This window comes from Aquamicrobium sp. YD-1-mutant5, assembly GCF_059509755.1.
In genome coordinates this window covers 1-23,692 of record NZ_JCAKKP010000024.1, presented here as the reverse complement: position 1 = coordinate 23,692, position 23,692 = coordinate 1, and the positions used below count along the sequence as shown (strand labels likewise).

General features: G+C 63.3%; 23 protein-coding genes, 1 rRNA gene and 1 riboswitch. Of the genes, 15 read left to right on the top strand and 9 right to left on the bottom strand.

Annotation, left to right across the window (positions count from 1 at the left end; genetic code table 11):
• The 3 genes from rrf (at nucleotide 1) to AC5XE7_RS19655 (ending at nucleotide 1,880) form a co-directional block, all read left to right on the top strand.
• Nucleotides 1–114 (top strand): 5S ribosomal RNA (gene rrf, locus AC5XE7_RS19665).
• Between the two features lie 244 nt (nucleotides 115–358).
• A riboswitch (TPP riboswitch) is annotated at nucleotides 359–474 on the top strand.
• Nucleotides 475–564: 90 nt separating this feature from the next.
• On the top strand, nucleotides 565–1,212 hold the full coding sequence (locus AC5XE7_RS19660; RefSeq protein WP_495367331.1) for a TenA family protein: 648 nt from the start codon (nucleotides 565–567) through the stop codon (nucleotides 1,210–1,212).
• Nucleotides 1,213–1,214: 2 nt separating this feature from the next.
• On the top strand, nucleotides 1,215–1,880 hold the full coding sequence (locus tag AC5XE7_RS19655) for a TenA family protein (RefSeq protein ID WP_495367330.1): 666 nt from the start codon (nucleotides 1,215–1,217) through the stop codon (nucleotides 1,878–1,880).
• Between the two features lie 85 nt (nucleotides 1,881–1,965).
• Here AC5XE7_RS19655 and AC5XE7_RS19650 read toward each other — a convergent pair whose 3' ends face one another.
• Nucleotides 1,966–2,679: a L,D-transpeptidase gene (locus AC5XE7_RS19650; RefSeq protein ID WP_183831956.1), complete on the bottom strand. Its 714-nt coding sequence runs from the start codon at nucleotides 2,677–2,679 to the stop codon at nucleotides 1,966–1,968.
• A 19-nt stretch (nucleotides 2,680–2,698) separates the two neighbouring features.
• On the bottom strand, nucleotides 2,699–3,286 hold the full coding sequence (locus tag AC5XE7_RS19645) for a DsbA family protein (protein ID WP_495367334.1): 588 nt from the start codon (nucleotides 3,284–3,286) through the stop codon (nucleotides 2,699–2,701).
• 353 nt (nucleotides 3,287–3,639) lie between these two features.
• Here AC5XE7_RS19645 and AC5XE7_RS19640 point away from each other — a divergent pair, with 353 nt between their 5' ends.
• On the top strand, nucleotides 3,640–5,013 hold the full coding sequence (locus AC5XE7_RS19640; RefSeq protein WP_495367329.1) for an ATP-binding protein: 1,374 nt from the start codon (nucleotides 3,640–3,642) through the stop codon (nucleotides 5,011–5,013).
• A gap of 106 nt (nucleotides 5,014–5,119) precedes the next feature.
• Here the strand turns inward: AC5XE7_RS19640 and AC5XE7_RS19635 are convergent, their stop codons facing one another.
• The 4 genes from AC5XE7_RS19635 to AC5XE7_RS19620 form a co-directional block, all read right to left on the bottom strand.
• Nucleotides 5,120–5,923 carry a prolipoprotein diacylglyceryl transferase family protein gene (locus AC5XE7_RS19635; protein WP_495367328.1) on the bottom strand — a complete coding sequence of 268 codons (804 nt, stop codon included), beginning with the start codon at nucleotides 5,921–5,923 and terminating at the stop codon, nucleotides 5,120–5,122.
• Nucleotides 5,920–7,761: a protein-disulfide reductase DsbD gene (gene dsbD / locus AC5XE7_RS19630; protein ID WP_495367327.1), complete on the bottom strand. Its 1,842-nt coding sequence runs from the start codon at nucleotides 7,759–7,761 to the stop codon at nucleotides 5,920–5,922. The genes AC5XE7_RS19635 and dsbD overlap by 4 nt, the downstream gene beginning before the upstream one ends.
• 35 nt (nucleotides 7,762–7,796) lie before the next feature.
• On the bottom strand, nucleotides 7,797–8,213 hold the full coding sequence (locus AC5XE7_RS19625) for a thioredoxin family protein (protein WP_495367326.1): 417 nt from the start codon (nucleotides 8,211–8,213) through the stop codon (nucleotides 7,797–7,799).
• Between the two features lie 209 nt (nucleotides 8,214–8,422).
• A complete protein-coding gene (locus tag AC5XE7_RS19620; protein WP_495367325.1) occupies nucleotides 8,423–9,085 on the bottom strand; it encodes a winged helix-turn-helix domain-containing protein in 663 nt (220 codons plus the stop codon).
• 143 nt (nucleotides 9,086–9,228) lie between these two features.
• Here AC5XE7_RS19620 and AC5XE7_RS19615 point away from each other — a divergent pair, with 143 nt between their 5' ends.
• Together AC5XE7_RS19615 and AC5XE7_RS19610 are read left to right on the top strand one after the other, a co-directional pair.
• Nucleotides 9,229–10,677 carry a metal-dependent hydrolase family protein gene (locus AC5XE7_RS19615; RefSeq protein ID WP_495367324.1) on the top strand — a complete coding sequence of 483 codons (1,449 nt, stop codon included), beginning with the start codon at nucleotides 9,229–9,231 and terminating at the stop codon, nucleotides 10,675–10,677.
• Nucleotides 10,678–10,684: 7 nt separating this feature from the next.
• Nucleotides 10,685–11,518 carry a hypothetical protein gene (locus AC5XE7_RS19610; RefSeq protein ID WP_495367323.1) on the top strand — a complete coding sequence of 278 codons (834 nt, stop codon included), beginning with the start codon at nucleotides 10,685–10,687 and terminating at the stop codon, nucleotides 11,516–11,518.
• A 4-nt stretch (nucleotides 11,519–11,522) separates the two neighbouring features.
• Here AC5XE7_RS19610 and AC5XE7_RS19605 read toward each other — a convergent pair whose 3' ends face one another.
• The gene (locus tag AC5XE7_RS19605) at nucleotides 11,523–12,635 is read right to left on the bottom strand and encodes a Gfo/Idh/MocA family protein (RefSeq protein ID WP_495367322.1); all 1,113 of its coding nucleotides are present in this window, start codon (nucleotides 12,633–12,635) and stop codon (nucleotides 11,523–11,525) included.
• Nucleotides 12,632–13,642, bottom strand: coding sequence for an inositol 2-dehydrogenase (iolG, locus tag AC5XE7_RS19600; RefSeq protein WP_495367321.1), 1,011 nt, complete (start codon nucleotides 13,640–13,642; stop codon nucleotides 12,632–12,634). Before iolG ends, AC5XE7_RS19605 begins: the two co-directional genes overlap by 4 nt.
• A 122-nt stretch (nucleotides 13,643–13,764) precedes the next feature.
• Between iolG and AC5XE7_RS19595 the strand changes: the two genes are divergently transcribed.
• From AC5XE7_RS19595 to iolB, 9 genes are all read left to right on the top strand, one after another.
• Nucleotides 13,765–14,601 carry a MurR/RpiR family transcriptional regulator gene (locus AC5XE7_RS19595; protein WP_495367320.1) on the top strand — a complete coding sequence of 279 codons (837 nt, stop codon included), beginning with the start codon at nucleotides 13,765–13,767 and terminating at the stop codon, nucleotides 14,599–14,601.
• A 124-nt stretch (nucleotides 14,602–14,725) separates the two neighbouring features.
• Nucleotides 14,726–15,670 (top strand): sugar ABC transporter substrate-binding protein, encoded by a 945-nt coding sequence (locus AC5XE7_RS19590; RefSeq protein ID WP_495367319.1) that lies wholly within the window; start codon nucleotides 14,726–14,728, stop codon nucleotides 15,668–15,670.
• Between the two features lie 213 nt (nucleotides 15,671–15,883).
• Entirely contained in the window at nucleotides 15,884–16,957 is a 1,074-nt protein-coding gene (locus tag AC5XE7_RS19585; protein ID WP_495367333.1) for an ABC transporter permease, read from the top strand.
• A gap of 1 nt (nucleotide 16,958) precedes the next feature.
• Complete coding sequence (locus tag AC5XE7_RS19580; RefSeq protein WP_495367318.1) at nucleotides 16,959–17,738, top strand: ATP-binding cassette domain-containing protein; 780 nt, start codon at nucleotides 16,959–16,961, stop codon at nucleotides 17,736–17,738.
• The gene (locus tag AC5XE7_RS19575; protein WP_495367317.1) at nucleotides 17,735–19,657 is read left to right on the top strand and encodes a bifunctional 5-dehydro-2-deoxygluconokinase/5-dehydro-2-deoxyphosphogluconate aldolase; all 1,923 of its coding nucleotides are present in this window, start codon (nucleotides 17,735–17,737) and stop codon (nucleotides 19,655–19,657) included. The genes AC5XE7_RS19580 and AC5XE7_RS19575 overlap by 4 nt, the downstream gene beginning before the upstream one ends.
• Nucleotides 19,654–21,480, top strand: a complete 1,827-nt coding sequence (gene iolD / locus AC5XE7_RS19570) for a 3D-(3,5/4)-trihydroxycyclohexane-1,2-dione acylhydrolase (decyclizing) (protein ID WP_495367316.1) — start codon at nucleotides 19,654–19,656, stop codon at nucleotides 21,478–21,480. The genes AC5XE7_RS19575 and iolD overlap by 4 nt, the downstream gene beginning before the upstream one ends.
• 21 nt (nucleotides 21,481–21,501) lie before the next feature.
• Nucleotides 21,502–22,410, top strand: coding sequence for a myo-inosose-2 dehydratase (gene iolE, locus AC5XE7_RS19565; protein WP_495367315.1), 909 nt, complete (start codon nucleotides 21,502–21,504; stop codon nucleotides 22,408–22,410).
• Nucleotides 22,407–22,616 carry a hypothetical protein gene (locus AC5XE7_RS19560; protein ID WP_495367314.1) on the top strand — a complete coding sequence of 70 codons (210 nt, stop codon included), beginning with the start codon at nucleotides 22,407–22,409 and terminating at the stop codon, nucleotides 22,614–22,616. Before iolE ends, AC5XE7_RS19560 begins: the two co-directional genes overlap by 4 nt.
• Entirely contained in the window at nucleotides 22,609–23,409 is an 801-nt protein-coding gene (iolB, locus tag AC5XE7_RS19555) for a 5-deoxy-glucuronate isomerase (RefSeq protein ID WP_495367313.1), read from the top strand. Before AC5XE7_RS19560 ends, iolB begins: the two co-directional genes overlap by 8 nt.
• Nucleotides 23,410–23,562: 153 nt before the next feature.
• Here the strand turns inward: iolB and AC5XE7_RS19550 are convergent.
• The coding region (locus tag AC5XE7_RS19550; RefSeq protein WP_495917944.1) for a transposase at nucleotides 23,563–23,692 on the bottom strand (130 nt) is incomplete at its 5' end.

Genomic DNA, 23,692 nt, shown 5'->3' with positions numbered 1-23,692 from the left:
CTGGTGGTCATGGCGGGGCGGCTGCACCCGTTCCCATTCCGAACACGGCCGTGAAACGCCCCAGCGCCGATGGTACTTCGTCTAAAGACGCGGGAGAGTAGGTCGCTGCCAGGTCTGCAAAACGCATGAAAATCTTCTCTGATGTAAACAGAACAGCTTCATTCCCTGATCACAGAACGCCGCCCTTCGGGGCGGCGTTCTGCGTTGTGGGTTGGCCCAAGGAAAATGCCCGACCTCGCTGATTGGTAGCTGTGCAATCCGATGTGGCGGCGATGGTGGCTTTATCGTTTCAAAGCGTGAATTGCCGATCCGGTCTGTCGCTTCGTGGTGACAGGCAGCGTCCGATCGCCTACAAGGAACATTCACCAAGGGGAGCCCCGACAAGGGGCTGAGAGACCGCTGGCGCAAGCAGTGCGGTGACCCTTCGAACCTGATCCGGATCATGCCGGCGAAGGGATGGCGAATGTCAATGCTGTCTTTTGCCGGCCTCCATGCGAGGCCGTACATGCCACAAACAAAGCCCGAAATTTACGGTCTCGCTGTCTGCCATGAAAGGACAGCAAGATGATCGAACGCTTTTCCGAAACACTGAGGCTTGCGAGCGAACCGCTCTGGACACAGGCGGTAAATCACCGGTTCGTGGGCGAATTGTTCGCCGGCACGGTTCCCGATGCCGTGATGTCGTCCTATCTCGTGCAGGATCATCGCTTTCTCGACAGTTTCCTGACCCTTCTTGGGGCAGCCATTGCCACCAGCGACAGTTTTGAGGCGCGGCTGCGGTTCGGTCGTTTCATTGGCATGGTGGCGGGGGAGGAGAACACCTATTTCCTGCGGGCGTTCGAGGCGCTCGGCGTCGATGAAGACCAGCGCGCAGCCATCCCCGACACCAAGCCGACCGCAGGGTTCAAGGCGATCATGCGGGAGGCGGCAGCTACACGCTCCTATGCGGCTGCGCTTTCGGTTCTGAACGTTGCGGAATGGCTCTATCTCGACTGGGCCATGCAGTCGCCCGATCCGTTGCCGCAGAACTTCATTCATGCGGAATGGATCACCCTTCACGACAATCCCGATTTTCGCGATTTCGTCGGCTTCCTTCGGGGGGAACTGGATCGCGTCGGGCCGGGCGAAGCCGAAGTGAGCCGCGATTTCTTTCAAAGGGCCGTGCAGCTCGAATTGGCCTTTTTCGATGCAGCCTATGAGCAAGGAGAGTGAAGATGGATGTTTTTGACCGGCTGAGACAGGCCGCGGATCAGGATTGGCAAAGCTATGTCGATCATCGGTTCGTGCGCGAGCTGGGCGCAGGCACGCTGCCGCAGGCGGCCTTCAGGGCTTATCTGGTGCAGGACTATCTTTTCCTGATCCAGTTTTCGCGCGCGTGGGCGCTTGCTGCCTATAAGAGCCGGACGATACCGGAGATCCGCGCCGCGCAGGCTGGTCTTTCAGGCATCCTCGACGAGACCGAGTTGCATGTGCGGCTCTGCGGCCGGTGGGGGCTGACGCCGGAGCAGCTTCATTCTGTGCCGGAGCATCAGGCGACGGTGGCCTATACGCGCTTCGTTCTGGATTGCGGCGCTGCGGGTGACCTGCTCGACCTGCATGTGGCTCTTGCGCCCTGTGTCATCGGCTATGCCGAGATCGGCAAGGCGCTGACCCCGAACGGCATGGATGAAATCCCGGCGGATCATCCCTATCGCGAATGGATCGGGGAATACGCCGGCGATGCGTTCCAGCAACTGGCGGTCGGGTCACGCAGGCTTCTGGATGATCTGGCAGAGCGCTCGATGACCGAGCGACGTTTTGCGGAACTCGCTGCCCTGTTTGGCAAGGCATCCCGTCTCGAAGCCGATTTCTGGCAGATGGGGCTGGACGCCGCGGCCTGAGCGTAATGAAAAAAGCCTCCCCGCTGAAAAATCAGGCGGGGAGGCTGTTCGATGCGGCACAAATTCTCCGATGCCGGTAAGCCGATTAAAGGATAACGACCTTCGAGCCGGGGCGTGCGCGTGCGTAAAGGTCGATGATGTCGGAGTTCAGCAGGCGGATGCAGCCGGCGGACACCGATTTGCCGATGCTGCTCGGCTGGTTGGTGCCGTGAATGCGGTAGTAAGTGTCCTTGCCGTCCTTGAACAGATAAAGAGCGCGCGCTCCGAGTGGATTGGTGGGGCCGCCTTCGACGCCGTCCTCGTATTTCTTGTACTGTTGCGGGGCGCGGGCAATCATGGCGTCCGTCGGTCGCCAGCGCGGCCATTCCTGCTTCCATGCCAGATCGGTTTCGCCGGAGAAGCCCCGGCCGGCCGCGCCGACGCCAACGCCGTAACGCAGCGCCTTGCCGTTGCCCTGCACCAGATAGAGGAAGTGGTTGGCCGGATCGACGACGATCGTGCCGGGCGCATAGGCCGTCTGATAGTCGACGAGCTGACGCTGGTATTTCTCGGCGATCTTCACCTGGCTCTCGTCCGGAACGGGGAAGCGCTCATTCGGCTTTGGCCCGATACGAGGCGGCGCCACCGAGGCACTGGCCTGTTCCACCGGCGGAGGAGGGGCAATTGCGGGTGCAGCCGGCTGCAATCCGGGGGGCGTCGCCGTCTCGGAGGAGGTGGCGCAGGCGGCCAGCCCCATGCAGGCCAAAAGCGTCATTGCAGTCAAAATGCGTCGTGCCGACCCGTCCATTGCCTCGGTCATTTACCAGAAGTCCTTCGTATCAGTTGCTTTCACGCTCGCGCGCGTCCGAGATAACCTGTTTGAAACCCGCCTCATCGAGTGCTGAGGCGACGAGAAACGGGCCAATGAGAAAAACCGGCGTGCCGGCAAGACCGAGCGCATCGGCCTGTGCGCCATGGCGGCGCAAAAGCGTGGTGATTTCTGCGTCCTTCGCCTTCATGTCGCGTTCCAGCCGCTTCATGTCGAGCCCGACGCCGGCCACCGCCTTGCGCATCTTGTCTTCCGGCACCCTGCCGCCCGGTATGCCCATGAGTGCGTGGTGAACTTCGCCGTATTTGCCCTGATGGTGGGCCGCCAGCGCCAGTTTCGCACCAAAAATGGAGGCCGAGGTGAGGATCGGCCAATCCTTGTAGACGAGGCGAACCTTGCCGTCCTGCTTCACCATCTTGTTCAGCGGCGCCATGGTCTTCTTACAGAAGGGGCAGTTGTAGTCGAAGAAATAGACGATGGTGACATCGCCTTTGGCGTTGCCGGCCTTCGGATCGGCCGGATCGTTCAGGATCATCCCGGGGTCGAGCTGTTCGCCGTCCTGCGCGCGGGCGCGATGGGTAAAACCGGGAGCCGCCATGAGCGCGGCCAGCCCCAGCCCAAGTGCGGCCCTGCGGCTGACGGGTGCAATGGGAAGAGTTTCAGAAGAACCGGTTTTAGCAAGCGGCGACATGATGCGGGACTGGATGGTCGACATGATAAGCGGCCTCGATTTCAGGTGGTCGGGCCGACAGGGTTTGGTGGACCTTAAGGCAGGCTTAACGACAAAAGGAAAGCCTTCGCGCACGTAAAAAACAGGGTGTTGCAGACAGCGCACAGATGCCGGAACGGCAGCCGGCAAGGTTTCTTAAGTTTGCCTTAAGGTTCCGGCATGAGGCATGAAGCACCTGCGCCGTCTGCCGGCAGACGGTGCGGTAAATGGAGAAAAGTCCGATGCGTTCCATGCGGACACGACTGTTCGGCATTCTCATCCTCACAACCGGTCTGGTGTGGCTGTCGGCGGTGGCGTGGATTTTCTTTTCCACCGGCGCGCAACTCGAAAGGGTTCTCGATGCGAGGCTGATGGAGGCCGCACGCATGGTCAACTCCATGGTTACGAAGCGTGCCCTGGGAGCAGGCGAGAATGTGGCAATCCCATCTGTCGAAATGGAGACGCACGAAGCCTATAACCGCCAGCTTTCCTGTCAGATCTGGTCGCTTGAAGGCGCTTTGCTCAGCCAGTCCGAAGGCGCTCCGGAGACCAGGCTGTCGGAGCATGCGGAAGGCTTTTCCAACACCGTCATCAATGGCGAAACCTGGCGGGTCTATACGGTCGATAACCCGCAGGCAGGCGTGCGGGTGATGGTTGGGGATCGCGTTTATTTTCGCGATCATCTGGTCAACAGCGTGATTTTTGGCGTGCTTTTGCCCGCATTGCTGATCCTGCCGGTGCTGGCTGGCCTGATCTGGCTGAGTGTCGGGCGCGGACTGACCCCGCTCAGCCGGATTGCGCAGGAGCTTTCCGTGCGCCCCGCATCCGACCTGCACCCGATCGACGCTGGTGGTGCGGCCAGCGAGCTGCAACCGGTGGTGAAAGCGCTGAATGCGCTGTTTCGGCGAGTGTCCGACGCCCGCGAGCGCGAGCGGGATTTCATCGCCTTCGCTGCGCATGAACTGCGCACGCCGATGTCGGGCCTCAAGACACAGGCGCAGGTGGCTCTTGCCAGCAGCGATACGGCGGTTCAGCAAAACGCACTGTCGCAGATCGTTGTGGGTGTGGATCGCACCGGCCGGCTGGTCCGGCAGTTGCTGGATATTGCCTCGCTGGAAGCGGGCGGTGCGGCAGTGGCCGCGGAAACCTTCAATGCCGGGCGCGTTGTGCAGTCGGTGGCCGATGAGCTGGTAACGCAGCACGCTGGCGGGGATGCCGTTATCTTTGTCGATCCCGACCTTTCGGCCTTTTCATTCACGCTGCCGGCAGAGCTGTTCCGGCTTGCCGTGCGCAATCTGCTGGAAAATGCCGTGCACCATTCACCGCCCGGCGGGCGGGTTTTGTGCCGTATCGCCGAGGAAGGCGAGGACATTGTACTGCGCATCGAGGACGAGGGACCGGGCATTCCGCAGGAAGAACTGTCACGCGTGACGGAGCGTTTTTTCCGGGGCAGGTTCCGCTCTTCAGTGGGCAGCGGGCTGGGGCTCAGCATCGTGGAAACAGCGCTGGACCATGCCGGAGCAAGGCTGGATATACGCAACCGGCAGCAAGGTGGCCTCTCGGCTGCAATCGTCATCCCGGCTGGCATGGCGCAGAAGATGAAGGCAGCGGCTTAAACCCTGTCGCGATCTGGAAGATCGCGACAGGGTTTAAGGTCCTGATTTCACGCATGTCGTTGTCCCGAAACCGTGCCCACTTTCGGGCGACATGCTTTAGGAGCGCCTATTCGTCCCTCAGCTTGCCGATGCCCATGAGCAGCGCTTCGCGTGAAATTTCGCCCATATGAACGGAGCGGAGCCGGCCATCGGCGCCGATGAAGAGGGTCGCGGGCAGGCCGGGCGTGGTGTAGTGGCGCGAGAAACGGCCAAGCCCGTCAAGCAGCACCGGGTCTAGCGTCAATCCCTCCCGTTCGAGGTAAGCCTGAACGGTGCCCTCGTTCTCGCCCTGATTGACGAACAGGAAGGCAGCCTCTTCATTGCTGGCAGCGACATCGGCCATCATCGGCATTTCACGCCGGCAGGGCGGGCACCACGAGGCCCAGAGGTTGATCACCATCGGCTTGCCGGTGAGCGTCGAGGGCGTGACTTCGGCGCCTGCCAGCGAGGTGTAGGAGCCGGAGGGCAGGGGCGTTGGCGGCACGCCGGCGGTGAGCTGGATGACAAGCGTGGCCATGAATGCGGCTGCCGCTGCCGGAACCGGCGTCCACAGCAGCAACCGGGGACGGTGGCGCAGATGCAGAAGCGTGATCGCCGCTACCCCGGCGATGCCGGCCGGGATCATGAACCCACCCTGCCAGAGGGCGAGCGCGCGCCATGGCTCGGCAGCGAAACTGTCGAAATGGCGCAGGACATGGCCGATACGCGCCGCGATCAGGAATGCCAGCGCCGCCCGCCACGACCAGCCGGCAAAGCGGCTGTCCACGGTGCGGGCCAGAATCTCGGCGCCGCCCAGAAACGTCGCTATGCCGAGAATCGCGGCCAGCCTATCCGGCGAGAACATCAGCGGCCCGATGGTGAAGGCGTTCATTGCGTTAGGCCCTGTTCCCCCGACCGCGCCGCCGAGGCGACAAGCGATTTCACGTCGATCTCCCCGACAAGCCTTGTGCCGTCGACCTCCGCATTATCGGTTCCGAAGAAGATCATGGTCGGCGGGCCGATCACGGCCAGATCGCGCATCAGGGACTGTTTGTCGTCGTCCAGCTTCGACAGGTCGACCTTGATGCGGCGGAAGGCCGACAGGTTGTCAGCCACCTCCGGTGCCGGCAACACGTCGCGCTCGATACCGGCGCAGGTCACACACCAGTCGGCGGTGAAATAGACGAGCGTCGGGCGTTTTTCGGAAGCGGCGGTGACAAGCACGCTCTGCAATTCCGACGCGGAAGAGATATTGGCGAAGTCGGGCGCGGTGGTTGCGGCCGTCTGCTGCGCGACGCCGAAATGCGCCAGTGGGCGGGCGGGGTCGCCGCCGCCGGAGGCAGCGCCCAGTCCGAGGATCAGCGCATAGAGCGCAACGGCCATGCCGGCGCCCTTGCGCAGGCGGCCGCCTGCGGTGGCTTCGTTTCCGAGGGCATCGAAAGCGCCGATGAACACGGCGGCTGTCATGGCAAGAGCCGCCCACAGAGCGAGCGTCAGGGGAGCCGCGAGCAGGCGCGATGCCATCCATATAGCCATGCCAAGCAGCACGAAGCCGAACACATATTTCACATATTCCATCCAGCCGCCGGTTTTCGGCAGGGCGCGGCTGCCGAATGTGCCAAAGGCGATCAGCGGCAGGCCCTGACCGAGGCCAAGCGCGAACAGCGCGGAAGCGCCCAGAACTGCATCGCCGGTCTGGGCGATGTAGAGCAGGGCGGCTGCCAGCGGAGCGGTGACGCACGGGCCGACGATCAGCGCGGAGGTGAAGCCGATGGCGGCCGCACCGCCCAGCGAGCCGCGCCGGCTGCTGCCGGCACCAGCCATGCGGTTGACCCATGCGGAAGGAAGCTGAATTTCAAAAAGCCCGAACATGGAAAGGGCGAGGATGAAGAAGATGACTGCCACTGTGCCGACCGCATAGGGCGATTGCAGCACGACCTGCAGGTTCTGGCCCGACCATGCGGCCGCAATGCCGAGCAGGCCAAACGCCGCTGCCATGGCCACGACATAGGTGAGCGACAGGGCAAAGCCACGGCGTGGCGTGAGCGTTTCGCCGGAGCGGGCGAGCGTGGCGCTCAGGATCGGATACATGGGCAGCACGCAGGGTGTGAAGGCCAGCAGCAGCCCGAAGACGAGGAAGCTTCCCACCACCCAAAGCGCGCCGCCATCGGCGAGCAGCGAAGCGATCATGCCACCGGAAGCGGCTTCCTGCGAAACTTTGAAGCCGCTGGCGGACGCTTCCTCCGGCTTGTCGGAGGCAGGGCCGGATTGCGGCATTTCGGTAAACAGGCCGAAACCCGAGGCGGCAGCCGTGATCTCCAGCGTGTCGAGGTTCACCTTGCGGGTTTCAGGCGGATAGCAGATCGAATCCTTCTTGCAGCCCTGATAGGTCAGCAGGATTTCGGATGCCGAACCGGGGACGATGTGCGCCTTTGCCTCGTTGTAGTAAACTTCCGAGACCCCGAAGTTGGGATCGTCCTCCTTCGTTCCTTCCGCGGTGTTCAATGTGACAGGCGCTTCGCCATTCGCGGCTTTCGCTTCGATATGGTTGCGATAGAGGTAGTAGCCGTCGGCGATCTTCCACTCGAAGCTTACGCCACCCTCCGCAGAGGGAGCGGCTTTGAGGCGAAACGCCTCGTCGGCCTGCAACAGGTCGAATTGCTGGGCGGCAGCCGGAAAAAGACCGGCAAGGAAAAGCAGGGTCGCAAGGGCGGTAATCAGTATTCTCAACGTTCAGTTCTCTCGCTGACTTTGATGCGGAAGTGTCAGGCGGCAAAAGCTTGCAGGCGGGCAATCAGATGCTCGGTCGTGAAATTGCCGACCGAACGGGTGTTGGCGTGTTCACGCCCGCTGCGCGTGTCGACGATGAAAACGGTTGGCGGGCCATCGACCTTCAGATGCCGCAACAGGGCGCGATTGTCATCTGACATGGTGGTGATGTCGATCTTCAGCAAGCCGAAACCGTGCATCAGCTTCGCCACCCGCCGGTCGGGCAGGATCTTGTCGTCGATGACCTTGCAGAAGGCGCACCATTCCGCGCCGACATCGACAAGCGCTATGGCCTTTGTCTTTGCCAGATCATCAAGCGCTGCCTGATACTGGGACAGGTTTCCGATAAGATAAGTGGCGGCGGGGGCGGCAGTCGGCGAGGCGAGCACGCCAGCGCCGGCGAGCGCCATCATGCCGCTGAGAAATGTCCGCCGATGAAGCGGCGTTTGTGCATGCAGGCTTCCGATGAGCCGATGTTCGGGATCAGGACGGGTATCGCACATGCTGTCAACGCTGCTCCTTTGGCCGGACCGCCGCAGAGATGGGAGGATGCTGTTGCGCGCGGGCTTCGCGGGGCAGTTTCCGGGCGAAGCTTAAGCCAGACTTAAACGCATGGACTGCCTTACGGCTCCGAGCCGAGGCGATAGCCCAGTCCCCGCACCGTTTCGATGAGACCCGGCCCCAGCTTGGAGCGCAGGTGATGGATATGCACCTCGATGGTGTTGCTCTCTACCTCTTCCTGCCAGCCATAGAGCTTGTCTTCCAGCTGCGCCCTGGACAGGATCGCGCCGGGATGGCTCATCAGGGCCTGAAGGATGGTGAATTCGCGCCGCGAAAGGCGCACCTGCCGCCCTGCCTGCTCGACCGTCTGGCTGGATGGCACCAGCATCAGGTCGCCCCATTTCAGATCCGCGCTGGAGCGTCCATTGGAGCGGCGGGTCAGCGCCCGCAACCTTGCCGCGACCTCGTCCAGATCGAAAGGCTTGCCCAGATAATCGTCGGCACCGCTGTCGAGACCGCTGATGCGGTCGGCAACCGTGTCGCGTGCCGTCAGAAGCAGCACTGGTATCTGGTTGCGGGCAGAGCGCAGCGATTTCAGGACATCGAGACCCGATCCATCGGGCAGCATCAGGTCGAGGACGACGGCATCGAAGGCGGTCGAGTCCAGCGCAGCCGTCGCTGCCTCGCAGGTGCCCACCGCATCGGTGGTGAAGCCCGCAAGCGCCAGGCCCACTTTTAGCCCGTCGCGCAAAATGTCATCGTCTTCTACGATCAGCAGCCGCATCGCTTCCTTCCGCCAACGGACCTTCACTCGTAAGCCTGTCTTAAGGCAAGCTTAAGGAAACGCGATCTGAAGCCGGTCAGCGTTTTGCAACGGGTAGCAAATCAACTATCGTCGCAACATTGTTTGAATCTCAGGAGGTCGGCGTGGGCATCAGCTTTGGATCGAAATACAGCCATCTGCGCCACGGCTTCGGTTGTCTGTGCCACAGCCCGTTGGTTGCTGAAATCAACGCGCGGCTTGCCGGAGGCACGTCCAGACGATCCGTGCTGAGAGGCATTGCCGCGGCAGTCGGCGCTGCGACAGTTGGATTGCCTGCCTTTGCTGCGGAGGGAAAGCCGGTGCTTTTGAAGAATGTCAGGATATTCGACGGCACGTCCTCCGCCTATATCGAAGGGCGCAATGTCCTGATCTCGGAAAAACGCATCGAAAGCCTTGTCGGGCAGGATGAGACAGTGACCGACGCTGAGGTGATCGACTGTGCCGGCAAGGTGCTGATGCCTGGTCTCATCGATGCGCACTGGCATTCCATTCTTGCCGGCATCAGCCAGATCGCGGCGATGACGGCGGATATTCCTTATGCGCATCTCGTTGCGGCACAGGAGGCCGAACGGACGCTCATGCGCGGCTTCACCACGGTGCGCGATGTCGGCGGGCCGTCCTTCGCGCTGAAGCGGGCGATCGATGAGGGGCGGCTGGCGGGCCCGCGCATCTATCCCAGCGGCGCGATGATCTCGCAGACCTCGGGGCATGGCGATTTCCGCATGCGCACCGATCTGCCGCGCACGGCGCAAAGCAATCTCAGCACAGCCGAGGCGGCCGGCATATCCGCGATCGCCGATGGCGTGCCGGAGGTGCTGCGCCGCGCCCGCGAGCAACTCATGCTTGGCGCCAGCCAGCTCAAGATCATGGTGGGCGGCGGCGTGACGTCGACCTTCGATCCGCTGGATTCGCTGCAGTTCACCGAGGCCGAGATCAGGGCTGCCGTCGATGCAGCGGGTGACTGGGGCACTTATGTGTGCGCGCATGTCTACACTTCCGCAGGCATAAGGCGCGCGCTGGACTGCGGCGTGAAGAGCATCGAGCACGGCCAGCTTGCAGACGAGGAAACCGTGCAGCGCATTGCCGATGCGGGTGTGTGGTGGAGCCTCCAGCCCTTCCTGGCGGACGAGGATTCCAATCCCGGCGGAACGCCCGAGCAGCAGGCGCAGCGTCGCGAGATTGCGGAAGGCACGGTGCGTGCCTTCGAGCTTGGCAAGAAGCACAACGTCAACATGGCCTGGGGCACCGATATTCTTTTCAACCCGAAAGGGACGGCAGCGCAGGGGCGGCATCTGGCCAAGATCGCGCGCTGGTTCGACAATCATGAGGTGTTGTCGCTGGCTACCAGCCGCAATGCCGCATTGCTGGCATTGTCTGGTCCCCGCAACCCATATCGGGGTAAACTGGGGGTGATCGAAAATGGCGCCATCGCTGACCTGCTTGTCGTGGATGGCGATCCGTTGCAGGATATCTCCGTTATTGCCGACCCCGAAAACAGTCTGAAGCTCATCATGAAGGATGGGCGCATTCACAAGAACACGCTCGGAGCCTGAGGCGATCATGAAAAAGAAAGCAACGGCCGGCCTAGCGGCTTTTCTTGCTCTCACCACGTCCTGTGCTTTCGCCGCAGACATATTGCCGGTCGAGGCGCCGGAAGTGGTGGATGCGGGCCGCCCGCTCTGGGCATTGCAGATCACCCCCTACATGTGGGCTGCGGGCCTCAAGGGCGACATTTCGCCATTCCGGCGGGCGCCGACGATCCCGGTCGAAAAGAGCTTCGGCGATATTTTTGACGATCTGAACTTCGGCGGCTTCGTCAATCTGTGGGCCCGCTATAATCGTTTCGTCTTCTCCGGCGATGCCATGTACACGTCCACGACGGATGCGCACAGCTTCGGCAGCATTCCGCAGCTTCCCGGCTGGACGGGTCCCTATCCAAGCAGCGCGGATGTGGACGTGGACACCAAGCAGTTCACCTCCACGCTGACCGGCGGCTATCGTATCTTGGACGTTCCCGGCACCACGCTGGATTTGCTGGGTGGCCTTCGCATCTGGCATGTGTCCAACCGGGTGAAGGTCGGAGGACTGGTCAACAACACCTATGTCTCGGCCTCCCACAAGGAAAGTTTCGGCTGGGTCGACCCGGTGATCGGCGCGCGGCTGTTCCATGGGCTGACGGACCGGCTTTCCTTCCACCTTCAGGCTGATGTCGGCGGCTTCGACGTGGGGTCCAAAATCACCTATCAGGCGCTGGCGACATTCAACTACATACTGACCGATCACCTTTCCACTTCCGTCGGCTACAAGGTGCTGGGCGTGGATTACCGCCATGATGGCCATGTCTTCGACACGAAGCTGCATGGCCCCGTTCTGGGCATGACCTACCGGTTCTGAAGCCTTACAATTCGATGCGCCGCCCGTTGGAGGCGGCGATCGCGTGGATGACTTCCTCGATCGCCAGCGCGTCGGCAAAGGAAGGGTAAGCCTCCTTGCCGTCTGCGATGGCGCGCAGGAATTCCGCCGCCTCGATTACCTTGAGATCGTTGAAGCCGAGCTGATGGCCGGCAGCGGGCGTGAACTGCCCGTAGGGCGGATGCGCCGGGCCGGTCAGGATGGTGGTGAAACCCTGCGTGGCCGCATCGCCATCGTTGCGGAACAGTTGCAGTTCGTTCATCCGCTCCTGATCGAAGCGGATCATGCCCTGCGTTCCATGCACTTCGAACACCATGCTGTTCTTGCGCCCCCATGCCGAGCGCGAGGTGGAAAACAGGCCCTGCTGGCCGCCGGCGAAGGTGAGGATGGCGGAGGCGATGTCGTCGTTCTCGACAGGGCGCGGCGCACCGCCTTCCGGCGAGGGGCGCGTTTCGTGCACGGTGCGGATATCGCCGATAACGCTGGCGATCGGCCCCATCACGCCAATGGCCATGGACAGCATGTGGCAGCCCATGTCGCCCAATGCGCCAAGCCCGGCCTCCACCTGCGTGGCGCGCCACGTCCATGGCAGGTCGGGGTCGGCCTGATAATCCTCATCGACGAAGCCGCGGAAATGAATGAGGCGGCCGATGGCGCCGTCGCCTATCAGCCGGCATGCATGCTGATAGGCGGGATTGCGGATATAGTTGTAGCCGACCATGGTGCGCCGGCCGCTTGTTCTCGCGGCAGCCGTCATGGCGCGGGCCTCGTCCAGCGTCAGCGCCATCGGCTTTTCGCAATGGACATGCTTGCCGGCCTCAAGGGCGGCAATGGCCATTTCGGCATGCAGCTTGTTGGGCGTGGTGATGCACACGATGTCGATGGCAGGATCGCTCACCAGCGCGCGCCAGTCGTCGGTGGCGCGGGCAAAGCCGAATTGTTCGGCCATGGCGGATGCCTTGTCGGCCGGCGTGTCGCACAGGATTTCGAGCCGTGGCGTCGGCACGTCGCCGAACACCGCCCTGACCGCGCCGTAGGCCAGAGCATGGCATTTTCCCATGAAACCGGTGCCGATGAGGCCGATGCCGAGGGTGCTCATGCGTCGCCGCCCACTTCCGCCACCCGCACTGCGCGGCCTTCCTGCACGGATTTCAGGGCCGCCTCGGCCAGAAGCAGTGCCGCCAGCCCGTCCGCACCGGATGGCGATGGGGCCTTGCCGTCGCGGATCGTGGCAATGAAGGCGGCGATCTCGGCTGCATAGGCTTGCATATAACGGGTCATGAAAAAATCATGCAGCGGCGGCAGGCGGTAGCCGTCGGCGGTGGCCAGTTCGACCGAAACCGGGCGCTGGTTCTGCGCCGAAACCGCGCCCAGCGAGCCGTGAACTTCGATGCGCTGGTCGTAGCCATAGCTGGCGCGGCGCGAATTTGAGATGGAGCACTGGCGCCCCGAGGCGGTCGTGAGCACCACCGATGCGCTGTCATGGTCGCCCAGACCGCCGATTTCCGGATCGACCAGCACCGAGGCCGCGGCATAGACGGTCTCGATTTCCTCGCCGAGCAGGAAGCGGGCCATGTCGAAATCGTGGATGGTCATGTCGCGGAAGATGCCGCCCGACGAGGCGATATAGGCAGGTGGCGGCGGGCCGGGATCGCGCGAAACGATCTGCACCATCTCGACCGTGCCGATGCGGCCCTCGTCGATGGCTTGCCGCACCGCCTGAAAATGCGGATCGAAGCGGCGGTTGAAGCCAACCATCAGCCTGGCGCCAGTGTCTTCCACCGTCTTCAGGCAAGCCCGCACGCGCGCCACGGAAAGATCGACCGGCTTTTCGCAGAAGATCGCCTTGCCGGTGCGGGCGAACAGCTCGATCAGATCGGCATGGGTGTCGGTCGGCGTACAGATGACGACCGCATCGATGCTTTTGTCGGCGGCGATGTCCTCGATGGAGCGCACCGGCGCGCCATAGCGTTGCCCAAGGGCGTCGGCGGCCTGCGCGATCGGATCGGATATTGCCGCCAGTCTGGCGTCGTGGTTCGAGGCAATGGCCTGCGCATGCACCTTGCCGATGCGCCCGGCGCCCAGAAGAGCGAAACTGATCGTCATGACTGTCCTCGACAAATCGGACGCCACCGGATTTATGCAAACCGCTCCGGCATTGCCCGCCTGAGTGAATTAGAATAAAAATTCCAAAATCACGGAATATGGATCGTGTCAAGGAGCAAGCGATGGACCATGACGATGCAGGCGCGCCGCATACGGTCGAAGCCTTCTATGAAAGGCTGAGGCGTGACGGCCACGATCTGCCCAGGCGGCTGCGCCAATGCGCCGATTACGTCGCGGCCCATCCCGACAAGGTGGCGGTGTCGACGGTCGCCGAGCTTGCGGAAGCGGCGGACGTGCCGCCTTCGGCCTTCATGCGCTTCTGTCAGGAACTCGGCTTCTCCGGTTTCTCGCACATGCAGAAGCTGTTCCGCGAGGAATATACCCAGAAATGGCCGAACTACGCGACGCGCCTGACCAAGCTGCGCGACAGCGGCAATGATACGCCGGCGGCCCTTCTGGCCGAATTTGCAGAGGCTGGGCGCAATTCCATCGAGAACCTTGCCCGCACCGTCGATGCGGCTCTGCTCGACGAGGCCGTCGCCATGCTGGCGCAGGCGCGCACCATTCATCTGGTCGGCAACCGCCGCGCGTTCCCTGTCGCCTCCTACCTTGCCTATTCCTTCGAGAAGATGGGCGTCCCCGCCATCCTGCACAGCGGTGTCGGCAATCTGAAGCTCGACCATCTGCTGGCGCGGGGCGACGCCATGATCGCCATCAGCTTCGCGCCCTATACGGCCGACACGGTCGAACTGGCCGAGGAGGCGGAACGGCGGGGCGTCGGGATCGTGGCGCTGACCGATCTGCCAACCAGCCCGCTGGCCAGGCTCGATGCAGTCAGGCTGTTCGTGTCGGAGATCGATGTCGGCGCTTTCCGCTCGCTTTCGGCAGCGCTGACGCTGGCCATGGCGCTGTCCGTCGCCGTCGGTGCGCATCGCCGCCGCCCCAAAAATGGAAAATGAAAGTTGCTTTTTGTAGAAAATGGAATAATTATGTCATTTATGGTCCCGGACCGTCCGGGATCGCTGCGCATGTAACGGCTTCCGGAGGAGGAAGCCGGCATGCGGACGAAACGGGGAGGTTTCAATGAGAAGGATGTTTCTGGCACTCGCGGCGGCGGTTTCCACCATCTTTGCGGGTCTTTCCACGCCGGCTCATGCCGAGGGCGAGCGCTTCGTTCTGGTCAGTCATGCGCCGGACAGCGACAGCTGGTGGAACACCATCAAGAATGCCATCACGCTTGCCGGCCAGCAGATGAACGTGACGGTGGAATACCGCAATCCGCCGACCGGCGATCTGGCCGACATGGGCCGCATCATCGAGCAGGCGGCGGCTTCCAATCCAAACGGCATCATCTCGACCATCGCGGACTATGACGTGCTGTCCGGGCCGCTCTCCAATGCGGTGGCCAAGGGCATTCCGGTCATCACCATCAATTCGGGCACCGAAGAGCAGTCGAAAGAGATCGGCGCGCTCCTGCATGTCGGACAGCCTGAAAAGGCGGCGGGCCATGGCGCGGGCGAGAAGGCCAAGGCTGCGGGCGTCACCAAATTCGTCTGCGTCAACCACTACATCACCAACCCGGCCTCGGTGGAGCGCTGCCAGGGCTATGCCGAGGCGCTCGGCGTGGAACTCGGCTCGCAGATGATCGATTCCGGCCTTGATCCGGCTGAAGTGAAGTCGAAGGTTCTCGCCTATCTGCAGAGCAACCCCGACACCAACGGCATCCTGACGCTGGGTCCGAATTCCGCCATCCCGACGATTGCGGCCTTGCAGGAAAATGGCAAGGCAGGAACGATCCATTTCGCCACCTTCGATCTTTCGCCTGAGATTTCGGCGGCGATCAAGGACGGCACCATCGCCTTCGCCATCGACCAGCAGCCCTTCCTGCAAGGCTACCTGCCGGTGGTGATCCTGACCAATCTCGCCCGCTACGGCGTGGTGCCGGGCAACTCGATCAATTCCGGTCCGGGTTTCATCACCAAGGACAATATCGAGCTCGTGGAAAAGCTGGCCGGCGAATATCGCTGACCGCATGATGCAGGCGCCGGTGGCGATGCCCCGGCGCCCGCCTGCTCAACCCTGTTCTGAAGCGGTCCGGCGTGCGCCCTTTCCGGCGTCGCGTCCGCACGGCCATTTCCGGAGGACGGCATGACCGAACAAGCCCCCCGAACCAAACTCGCCGCCCCGGGTGCGGCAGATACGACCGCGGCAGAGATCATCGCGGACGAGCGCGTCAGGCCGATGTCGCCGCTGCGCAAGGCGCTGATCCGGCCGGAGCTCGGGGCCATCTGCGGCACCATACTGGTCTTCGTCTTTTTCTTCGCCATTGCCCGCAACAGCGGCATGTTCGCACCCGAAGGCGTGATGAACTGGGGCGTGGTGGCTGCGCAGTTCGCCGTCATCGCGGTCGGCGCCTGTCTTCTGATGATCGCCGGCGAGTTCGACCTGTCGGTCGGCTCGATGATCGGCTTTTCGGGCATCATCATCGCGTTGCTATCGGTGACGTGGCAATATCCGGTCTGGGTCGCGATCCTCGCCGCCTTTGCGATCGCGCTCGCCATCGGTGCGCTGAATGGCTACCTCGTCATCAGGACCGGCCTGCCGTCCTTCATCGTCACGCTGGCCTTCCTCTACATATTGCGCGGGCTGACAATCTTCATTTCCATCACCACGACGCGCCAGACCATCATTGGCGGCGTGCGCGAGGTGGCGGCGGGCGACCCGCTGGCATGGCTGTTCGGCGGCAAGGTGCTGGGCGCGCTGTTCGTATGGCTGGCCGATATGGGCCTGATCGGCAAGTTCGTGGCCGGGCCGCGCGCCGGCCAGCCGGTCGTGGACGGCATCCCGATCCTCATCATCTGGGCGCTGGTGCTGGTCGCCTTCGGCCACATCCTGCTCACCCGCACCCGCTTCGGCAACTGGATCTTCGCTTCCGGCGGTGATGCGCAGGCCGCACGCTATGTCGGCGTGCCGGTCGACCGGGTGAAGATCCTGATGTTCATGTTCTCCGCCTTCTGCGCCACCGTCTTCGCCACCTGTCAGGTGATGGAATTCGGCTCGGCGGCAGCCGATCGCGGCCTGCTCAAGGAGTTCGAGGCGATCATCTCGGTGGTGATCGGCGGGGCGCTGCTCACCGGCGGCTACGGCTCGGTGATCGGGGCGGCCCTTGGCGCGCTGATCTTCGGCGTCGTTCAGCAAGGGCTGTTTTTCGCCGGTGTCGAAAGCTCCCTGTTCCGCGTCTTCCTCGGCGCCATCCTTTTGATGGCTGTCATCCTCAACACCTATATCCGCCGCATGATCACGGGAGAGCGCTGAGATGACAAATCCGCTCATCGAACTGATCGACATCGAAAAGCACTTCGGGCCGGTGATCGCGCTGAACGGCGTGTCGATCTCGGTGCTGCCCGGTGAATGCCACTGCCTTCTGGGCGACAATGGTGCGGGCAAGTCCACCTTCATCAAGACCATGTCGGGCGTCCACAAGCCGACGCGCGGCCGCATTCTCGTCGAGGGCAAGGAGGTCGCCTTCGCCAGCCCGCGCGACGCCATGCAGGCCGGTATTGCTACGGTCTATCAGGACCTCGCCATGATCCCGCTGATGTCGGTGACGCGCAATTTCTGGATGGGTCGCGAGCCGGTGCGCAAGATCGGGCCGCTCAGCTTCTTCGATTTCGAGAAGGCGAATGCCGTCACCATGGACGAGATGCGCAGGATGGGCATCAACCTGCGCGAGCCGGATCAGGCGGTGGGCACGCTGTCGGGCGGCGAGCGCCAGACGGTGGCGATCGCGCGTGCTGTCTATTTCGGTGCGAAAGTGCTGATCCTTGATGAGCCGACATCGGCGCTCGGTGTGCGTCAGACCGCCAATGTGCTGTCGACCATCGCGCGGGTGCGGGAAAAGGGCATCGGGGTCGTCTTCATCACCCATAATGTGCGCCACGCGCTGGCGGTGGGCGACCGCTTCACGGTGCTCAACCGTGGGCGCACGCTGGGCACCGCGCTGCGCGGCGAGGTGAAGCCGGAAGAGCTTCAGGACATGATGGCCGGCGGTCAGGAACTGGCTGAACTGGAGGGCTCGCTGGGCGGCACGGTATGACGAAAATGCTCGATGTCATCACCATCGGCCGGTCGTCGGTCGATCTCTACGGCGCGCAGGTCGGCGGGCGGCTGGAGGACATGCGCTCCTTCAACAAATATGTCGGAGGCTCGCCCACCAACATGGCGGTCGGCACCGCGAGGCTCGGCCTGCGCTCGGCGCTCATCACGCGGGTGGGCGACGAGCATATGGGCCGCTTCATCCGCGAGCAGCTTGCCGCAGAAGGCATCGATGTGCGCGGCGTCGTCACCGATCCCGAGCGGCTGACGGCGCTGGTGTTGCTCGGCATCCGCGATCAGCACCAGTTCCCGCTGATCTTCTATCGCGAGAACTGCGCCGACATGGCGCTGTCGGAAGACGACATCGATCCGGCCTTCGTTGCCGAGGCACGCTGCGTGGTCGCGACGGGAACGCACCTGTCTAACCCGCGCACGGAAGCGGCAGTGTTGAAGGCTCTGCACCTTGCCCGCGAAAACGGCGCGGGGACCGCGCTCGACATCGACTACCGGCCGAACCTGTGGGGGCTCTCCGGCCATGGCGACGGCGAGAACCGTTTCATCGCGTCGGACAAGGTGACCGCCAGACTGCAATCGACGCTTGTCCTGTTCGATCTGATCGTCGGCACCGAGGAGGAGTTTCACATCGCCGGCGGCAGCACCGACACGGTGGACGCGCTGCGCAAGGTGCGCGAGATCACCGATGCAGTGCTTGTGTGCAAGCGTGGGCCGATGGGCGCTTCCGCTTTCACCGGCGCCATCCCAGCCACGCTGGATGAAGGCGCTGCCGGCCCCGGCTTTCCGATCGAGGTGTTCAACGTGCTGGGAGCGGGCGACGGCTTCATGTCCGGCCTGCTGAAGGGCTGGCTCGACGATGAGGACTGGCCGACAGCACTGAAATACGCCAATGCCTGCGGGGCGCTCGCCGTATCGCGCCATGGTTGCGCCCCGGCCTATCCGAGCTGGCAGGAATTGAATTTCCTGCTCGAACGCGGCGTGCGCAACCCCGCTTTGCGCCATGACCGCGAACTGGAGCAGATCCACTGGTCCACAAACCGCAAGGGTGACTGGCCGGTGATGCGCGTCTTCGCCTTCGATCACCGCATCCAGATGGAGGCGCTGGCCGACGAACTTGGCGTCGGGCATGAGCGCATCGGCATCTTCAAGCAGCTTTGCCTCGATGCGGCGCTCAAGGTTGCGGCCGGGCGCGGCGGCTATGGCATTCTGTGCGACGGGCGGCTCGGGCAGGAGGCGCTCTATCGCGCGGCTGGGCAGGGGCTGTGGATCGGCCGCCCGGTCGAGGTTCCGGGTTCGCGCCCGCTGGCGCTGGAGATCGGGCCCGATCTCGGCTCGGACCTTGCCGAATGGCCGGCCGAACATGTGGTGAAGGTGCTGTGCTTCTATCACCCGGACGACGATGAGGCGATGAAGCGGGCGCAGGAGGAGACGGTGATCCGCCTTGCCGACGCCACCCGCGCCAACGGGCTGGAATTCCTGCTGGAGATCATTCCCTCGAAGGTGGGAGCGGTGGGTGACGACACCACGGCGCGCGTCATCCAGCGCTTCTACGACATCGGCGTTTTCCCCGACTGGTGGAAGCTGGAACCGATGACATCGCCGCAGGCATGGGCACTGGCCTGCGCGGCCATCGAGCGCAACGATCCCCGCACACGCGGCATTGTCGTGCTGGGGCTTGAGGCAGAGCTTGCGGACCTGCGCGCGAGCTTTGCGCAGGCCGCGCGCTTTGGTCTGGTCAAGGGCTTTGCCGTCGGACGTTCCATCTTCGCGGCCCCGGCGCGCCGGTGGCTGTCCGGCGCGATCGGTGACGCGCAAGCGGTGGATGCGATGGCGGGCATCTATGCAGAACTGTGCGCGGCGTGGGACGATGCAAGGCGCGATGTGCAGACAGGGAACAGGCCATGAAGACGATCAGGCTCACGGCGGCGCAGGCGATGGTGCGCTACCTCGCCGCGCAGAAGAACGAGGAAGGCGAGGCGCTCATTCCCGGCTGCTGGGCGATCTTCGGCCACGGCAATGTGGCCGGCCTCGGCGAGGCGCTTTATGCGGCACGCGACGTTTTCCCCACATGGCGCGGCCACAACGAGCAAGGCATGGCCCATGCTGCCATCGCTTTCGCCAAGGCGAAGAACCGCCGGCAGGCCATGGCGGTGACAACCTCCATCGGCCCCGGCGCGCTCAACATGGTGACCGCGGCGGCGCTTGCCCATGTCAACCGGCTGCCGGTGCTGCTCATTCCCGGCGATGTGTTCGCCAGCCGCGCGCCCGATCCGGTGCTGCAGCAGGTCGAGGATTTTGACGACGGCACCGTCTCGGCCAATGACTGCTTCCGGCCGGTCAGCCGCTATTTCGACCGTATCATGAGCCCGCGCCATCTGCTCACCGCCCTGCCGCGCGCCATGGCGACGCTGACCGATCCCGCCCGCTGCGGGCCGGTGACGCTCTCCTTCTGCCAGGACGTGCAGGCCGAGGCCTTTGACTGGCCTGAGACGTTCTTCAGAGACCACATCTGGCGCAGGCGCAGGCCGCGCCCCGATCTGGACGAACTCGAACGGGCGGCGGTGCTTGTGCGGGCGGCGCGCAAGCCGCTGATCGTTGCCGGCGGCGGCGTCCACTATTCGGGAGCCTGCGGGGTGCTGGAGGCTTTTGCCGAAACCCATTCCATTCCCGTTGCGGAAACACAGGCCGGCAAATCCGCCCTGCCGTGGGATCACAGGTTGAATTTCGGCTCCATCGGCGTGACCGGCTCGTCGGCGGCCAATGCGATTGCGGAAGAGGCCGATCTTGTGATCGGCATCGGCACACGATTTCAGGATTTCACCACCGGCTCATGGGCGCTGTTTCGCAATCCTGCCCGGCGCATCCTGTCGGTCAATGTCGAGCCCTATGACGCTGACAAACATGGCGCCACGGCGCTGGTGGGCGATGCGCGCGAAACGCTTGTCGAGCTGGGGCGGTTTCTGGAAGGTCATCGCGCGCCAGAACCGGATTTTGGTTTGCGCGAAAGCTGGCTCGAAGCGGTAGCTGCTGCGACGGCCGCGCCGGATGGCAATGCGCTGCCTTCGGATGCTCGGGTGATCGGTGCAGTGCAGCGCTCGCTTGATGATGAGGCCATCGTTGTCTGCGCCGCAGGCGGCTTGCCGGGCGAACTGCACAAATTGTGGAAGGCGGCGCGGCCGAACGGCTATCATCTCGAATACGGCTTCTCGACCATGGGCTACGAGATCGCCGGCGGGCTCGGCGTGAAGATGGCCCATCCCGGGCGCGAGGTCGTCGTCATGGTCGGCGACGGCTCCTACATGATGATGAATTCGGAACTGGCGACCTCGGTGATGCTGGGCCGCAAGCTGATCGTCGTGGTGCTCGACAATCGCGGCTTCGCCTGCATCAACCGCTTGCAGATGGCGACCGGCGGCGAGAGCTTCAACAACCTGCTCGATACTGCCCGCCACGAGGTGGCGAGCGACATCGACTTCGTCGCCCATGCGGCCTCGATGGGCGCGATCGCCGAGAAGGCGGATTCCGTCGCCGCGCTGGAAGCCGCCATGGCCCGCGCCCGCAACTCGGATCGCACCCATGTCATCGTGATCGACACCGACCCGATGCCGACCACCGAGGCAGGCGGGCACTGGTGGGATGTGGCGGTGCCGGAAGTCTCCACCCGGCCGCAGGTCGAGGCGGCGCGCAGGGCCTATGAGGCGGCGCTGGCCCGCCGCGACGAGAACTGAACCTTTTTCGGAACCGCATTCATGATCCTCTACGGCACCAATCCCATCGCCTGGTCGAATGACGACGACCATTCCATCGGCGCGCATATCTCGCTGGAAACCTGCCTGAGGCAGGCCGTCGAGATCGGCTTTGACGGCATCGAGAATGGCCACAAATTCCCGAAGGAGCCGGAGGCGCTGAAGGCTGTTCTGGCCGAGCACGGCCTGCGCTTCGTATCAGGCTGGTATTCGCTGATGCTGCTGGAGCGTTCGGTGGAAGACGAAAAGAAGGCGATCCAGCCATGGCTCGACTTCCTCAAGGCCATGGGCTCGCCGATCTGCATCGCCTGCGAATGCTCCAATACCGTGCATGGCAACGATCATGTCCCGCTCAACGACCGCCCGAAACTCGATGCCGAGGCCATGCAGCGCTTCGGTGCGGCGGTGGAGGAGGTGGCAAAATTCTGCGAGGCGCAAGGCGTGCTGCTCGCCTACCATCATCACATGGGCACGGTGGTCGAATCCGAGGCCGAGATCGATGCCTTCATGGCCGCGACCGGACCCTCGACCCGGTTGCTGTTCGACACCGGCCACGCTTTCTTCGGCGGCGGCGATCCGGCTGCGATCATCGCCCGCCATATGGACCGCGTCGTCCATATCCACGCTAAGAATGTTCGGCCCGATGTGATGCACACGGTGCGCGACGAAGGCCTGAGCTTTCTTGAGGGCGTGCGGCGTGGCGTGTTCACCGTGCCGGGCGACGTCGAAGGCGCCGTCGCCTTCGAGCCGGTGCTGGAAGTGGCGGCGCGGGCCGGCTACTCTGGCTGGGTGGTGGTGGAGGCGGAGCAGGATAGCGCCGTGCGCGACCCCGTCACCTATCAGAGCATGGGGCTGCGGGCGCTGAAGGATATGGCGCGGCGCACCGGACTGGACCAGAGCGAGACCGCATGAAGATACTCGATGCCGCCCATCCTTTCTATCGCCCGCTGTGGCGGCGCATCGCCATCGTGGCGCTGGCCTTCGCGTGGGTGGCTTTCGAGCTGTCGAATGATGAGACCGTATGGGCGATGGTGTTCGGTGCCATCGGTCTTTATTGCGGCTGGGCGTTGCTGGTGGCTTACAAGCCGGTGATCGGGGATGGTGAGAAGAATGGCTGATCTGTTGCGTAAACCTTCCGGCACAGGCGGCAAGGTGCATGACATAACCCCGCAATCGGCCGGCTGGTCCTATGTCGGCTTCGGGCTTCATGTCCTGTCGCCGGGGGATCGGGCACAAGAGTTCACAGGCGAGCGCGAGGCGATCCTCGTGCTGGTCGAGGGCAAGGCGCGCATTGAAGTGGACGGGCAGAATTTCGGCCTGCTCGGTGATCGGATGGACGTGTTCGAGCGTAAAAAGCCGCATTGCGTCTATGTGCCGAACGGCGCGAACTGGCAGGCGGTGGCGGAAACGCTCTGCACGCTGGCGGTGTGCACCGCGCCCGGCAGGGGTGGCCACCCGGCCCGTGTGCTCACCGATATCGGCTTTGAGGAACGCGGCAAAGGCACCAACACCCGCTTCATCCATCCCATCGCCATGGAAGGCAGCGACGTGGCCGACAGCCTGCTGGTGACGGAAGTGTTCACGCCCGCCGGCCACTGGTCGTCCTATCCGCCGCACCGGCATGACGAGGACGATTTTCCGAACATGACCTATCTGGAAGAGACCTATTATCACCGTCTCAACCCGAAGAACGGCTTCGGCATCCAGCGCGTGTTCACCGAGGACGGCGCGCTGGACGAGACCATGGCGGTCGCCGATGGCGATGTGGTGCTGGTGCCGAAAGGTCATCACCCCTGCGGGGCACCCTATGGCGTCGAGATGTATTATCTGAACGTCATGGCGGGGCCGCTGCGCAAATGGCGCTTCCGCAACCATCCCGATTTCGACTGGATCGCCAGACGCGACGCCTGAAACCGGAAAGGGAGAAGGCGAGTGCCTTCTCCCTCCGTTCCGTATTTAGAGCATTTCTGCGACTCGCAGAAATGCTCCAATCTCTTCGTTCGGGCCGCATTTATGCGACGCCAGATGTTTCCATCTGGCTGCAAAATGCTCTAGGGTCGAGACTCAATTTGGCGTCCACCAAGTGATTGCGGCAGCGAGGCAGATGGCCGACAGGAATGTATCGGCGCGTTTATCGTAGCGTGTTGCGATGCGTCGGAAGTCTTTAAGGCGACAGAACATGCGCTCGATGAGG

Excerpts from the sequence above, each read along its gene's own strand:
- AC5XE7_RS19595 (WP_495367320.1), top strand. The coding sequence starts at position 13,765 with ATGGACCATGACGATGCAGGCGCGCCGCATACGGTCGAAGCCTTCTAT.
- AC5XE7_RS19575 (WP_495367317.1), top strand. The coding sequence starts at position 17,735 with ATGACGAAAATGCTCGATGTCATCACCATCGGCCGGTCGTCGGTCGAT.
- AC5XE7_RS19610 (WP_495367323.1), top strand. The coding sequence starts at position 10,685 with ATGAAAAAGAAAGCAACGGCCGGCCTAGCGGCTTTTCTTGCTCTCACC.
- AC5XE7_RS19655 (WP_495367330.1), top strand. The coding sequence starts at position 1,215 with ATGGATGTTTTTGACCGGCTGAGACAGGCCGCGGATCAGGATTGGCAA.
- iolB (WP_495367313.1), top strand. The coding sequence starts at position 22,609 with ATGGCTGATCTGTTGCGTAAACCTTCCGGCACAGGCGGCAAGGTGCAT.
- AC5XE7_RS19560 (WP_495367314.1), top strand. The coding sequence starts at position 22,407 with ATGAAGATACTCGATGCCGCCCATCCTTTCTATCGCCCGCTGTGGCGG.
- AC5XE7_RS19650 (WP_183831956.1), bottom strand. The coding sequence starts at position 2,679 with ATGACCGAGGCAATGGACGGGTCGGCACGACGCATTTTGACTGCAATG.
- AC5XE7_RS19640 (WP_495367329.1), top strand. The coding sequence starts at position 3,640 with ATGCGTTCCATGCGGACACGACTGTTCGGCATTCTCATCCTCACAACC.
- AC5XE7_RS19580 (WP_495367318.1), top strand. The coding sequence starts at position 16,959 with ATGACAAATCCGCTCATCGAACTGATCGACATCGAAAAGCACTTCGGG.
- AC5XE7_RS19645 (WP_495367334.1), bottom strand. The coding sequence starts at position 3,286 with ATGGCGGCTCCCGGTTTTACCCATCGCGCCCGCGCGCAGGACGGCGAA.
- AC5XE7_RS19625 (WP_495367326.1), bottom strand. The coding sequence starts at position 8,213 with ATGATGGCGCTCGCCGGCGCTGGCGTGCTCGCCTCGCCGACTGCCGCC.
- AC5XE7_RS19635 (WP_495367328.1), bottom strand. The coding sequence starts at position 5,923 with ATGAACGCCTTCACCATCGGGCCGCTGATGTTCTCGCCGGATAGGCTG.
- AC5XE7_RS19605 (WP_495367322.1), bottom strand. The coding sequence starts at position 12,635 with ATGAGCACCCTCGGCATCGGCCTCATCGGCACCGGTTTCATGGGAAAA.
- iolD (WP_495367316.1), top strand. The coding sequence starts at position 19,654 with ATGAAGACGATCAGGCTCACGGCGGCGCAGGCGATGGTGCGCTACCTC.
- iolE (WP_495367315.1), top strand. The coding sequence starts at position 21,502 with ATGATCCTCTACGGCACCAATCCCATCGCCTGGTCGAATGACGACGAC.
- AC5XE7_RS19590 (WP_495367319.1), top strand. The coding sequence starts at position 14,726 with ATGAGAAGGATGTTTCTGGCACTCGCGGCGGCGGTTTCCACCATCTTT.
- AC5XE7_RS19660 (WP_495367331.1), top strand. The coding sequence starts at position 565 with ATGATCGAACGCTTTTCCGAAACACTGAGGCTTGCGAGCGAACCGCTC.
- AC5XE7_RS19585 (WP_495367333.1), top strand. The coding sequence starts at position 15,884 with ATGTCGCCGCTGCGCAAGGCGCTGATCCGGCCGGAGCTCGGGGCCATC.
- AC5XE7_RS19620 (WP_495367325.1), bottom strand. The coding sequence starts at position 9,085 with ATGCGGCTGCTGATCGTAGAAGACGATGACATTTTGCGCGACGGGCTA.
- iolG (WP_495367321.1), bottom strand. The coding sequence starts at position 13,642 with ATGACGATCAGTTTCGCTCTTCTGGGCGCCGGGCGCATCGGCAAGGTG.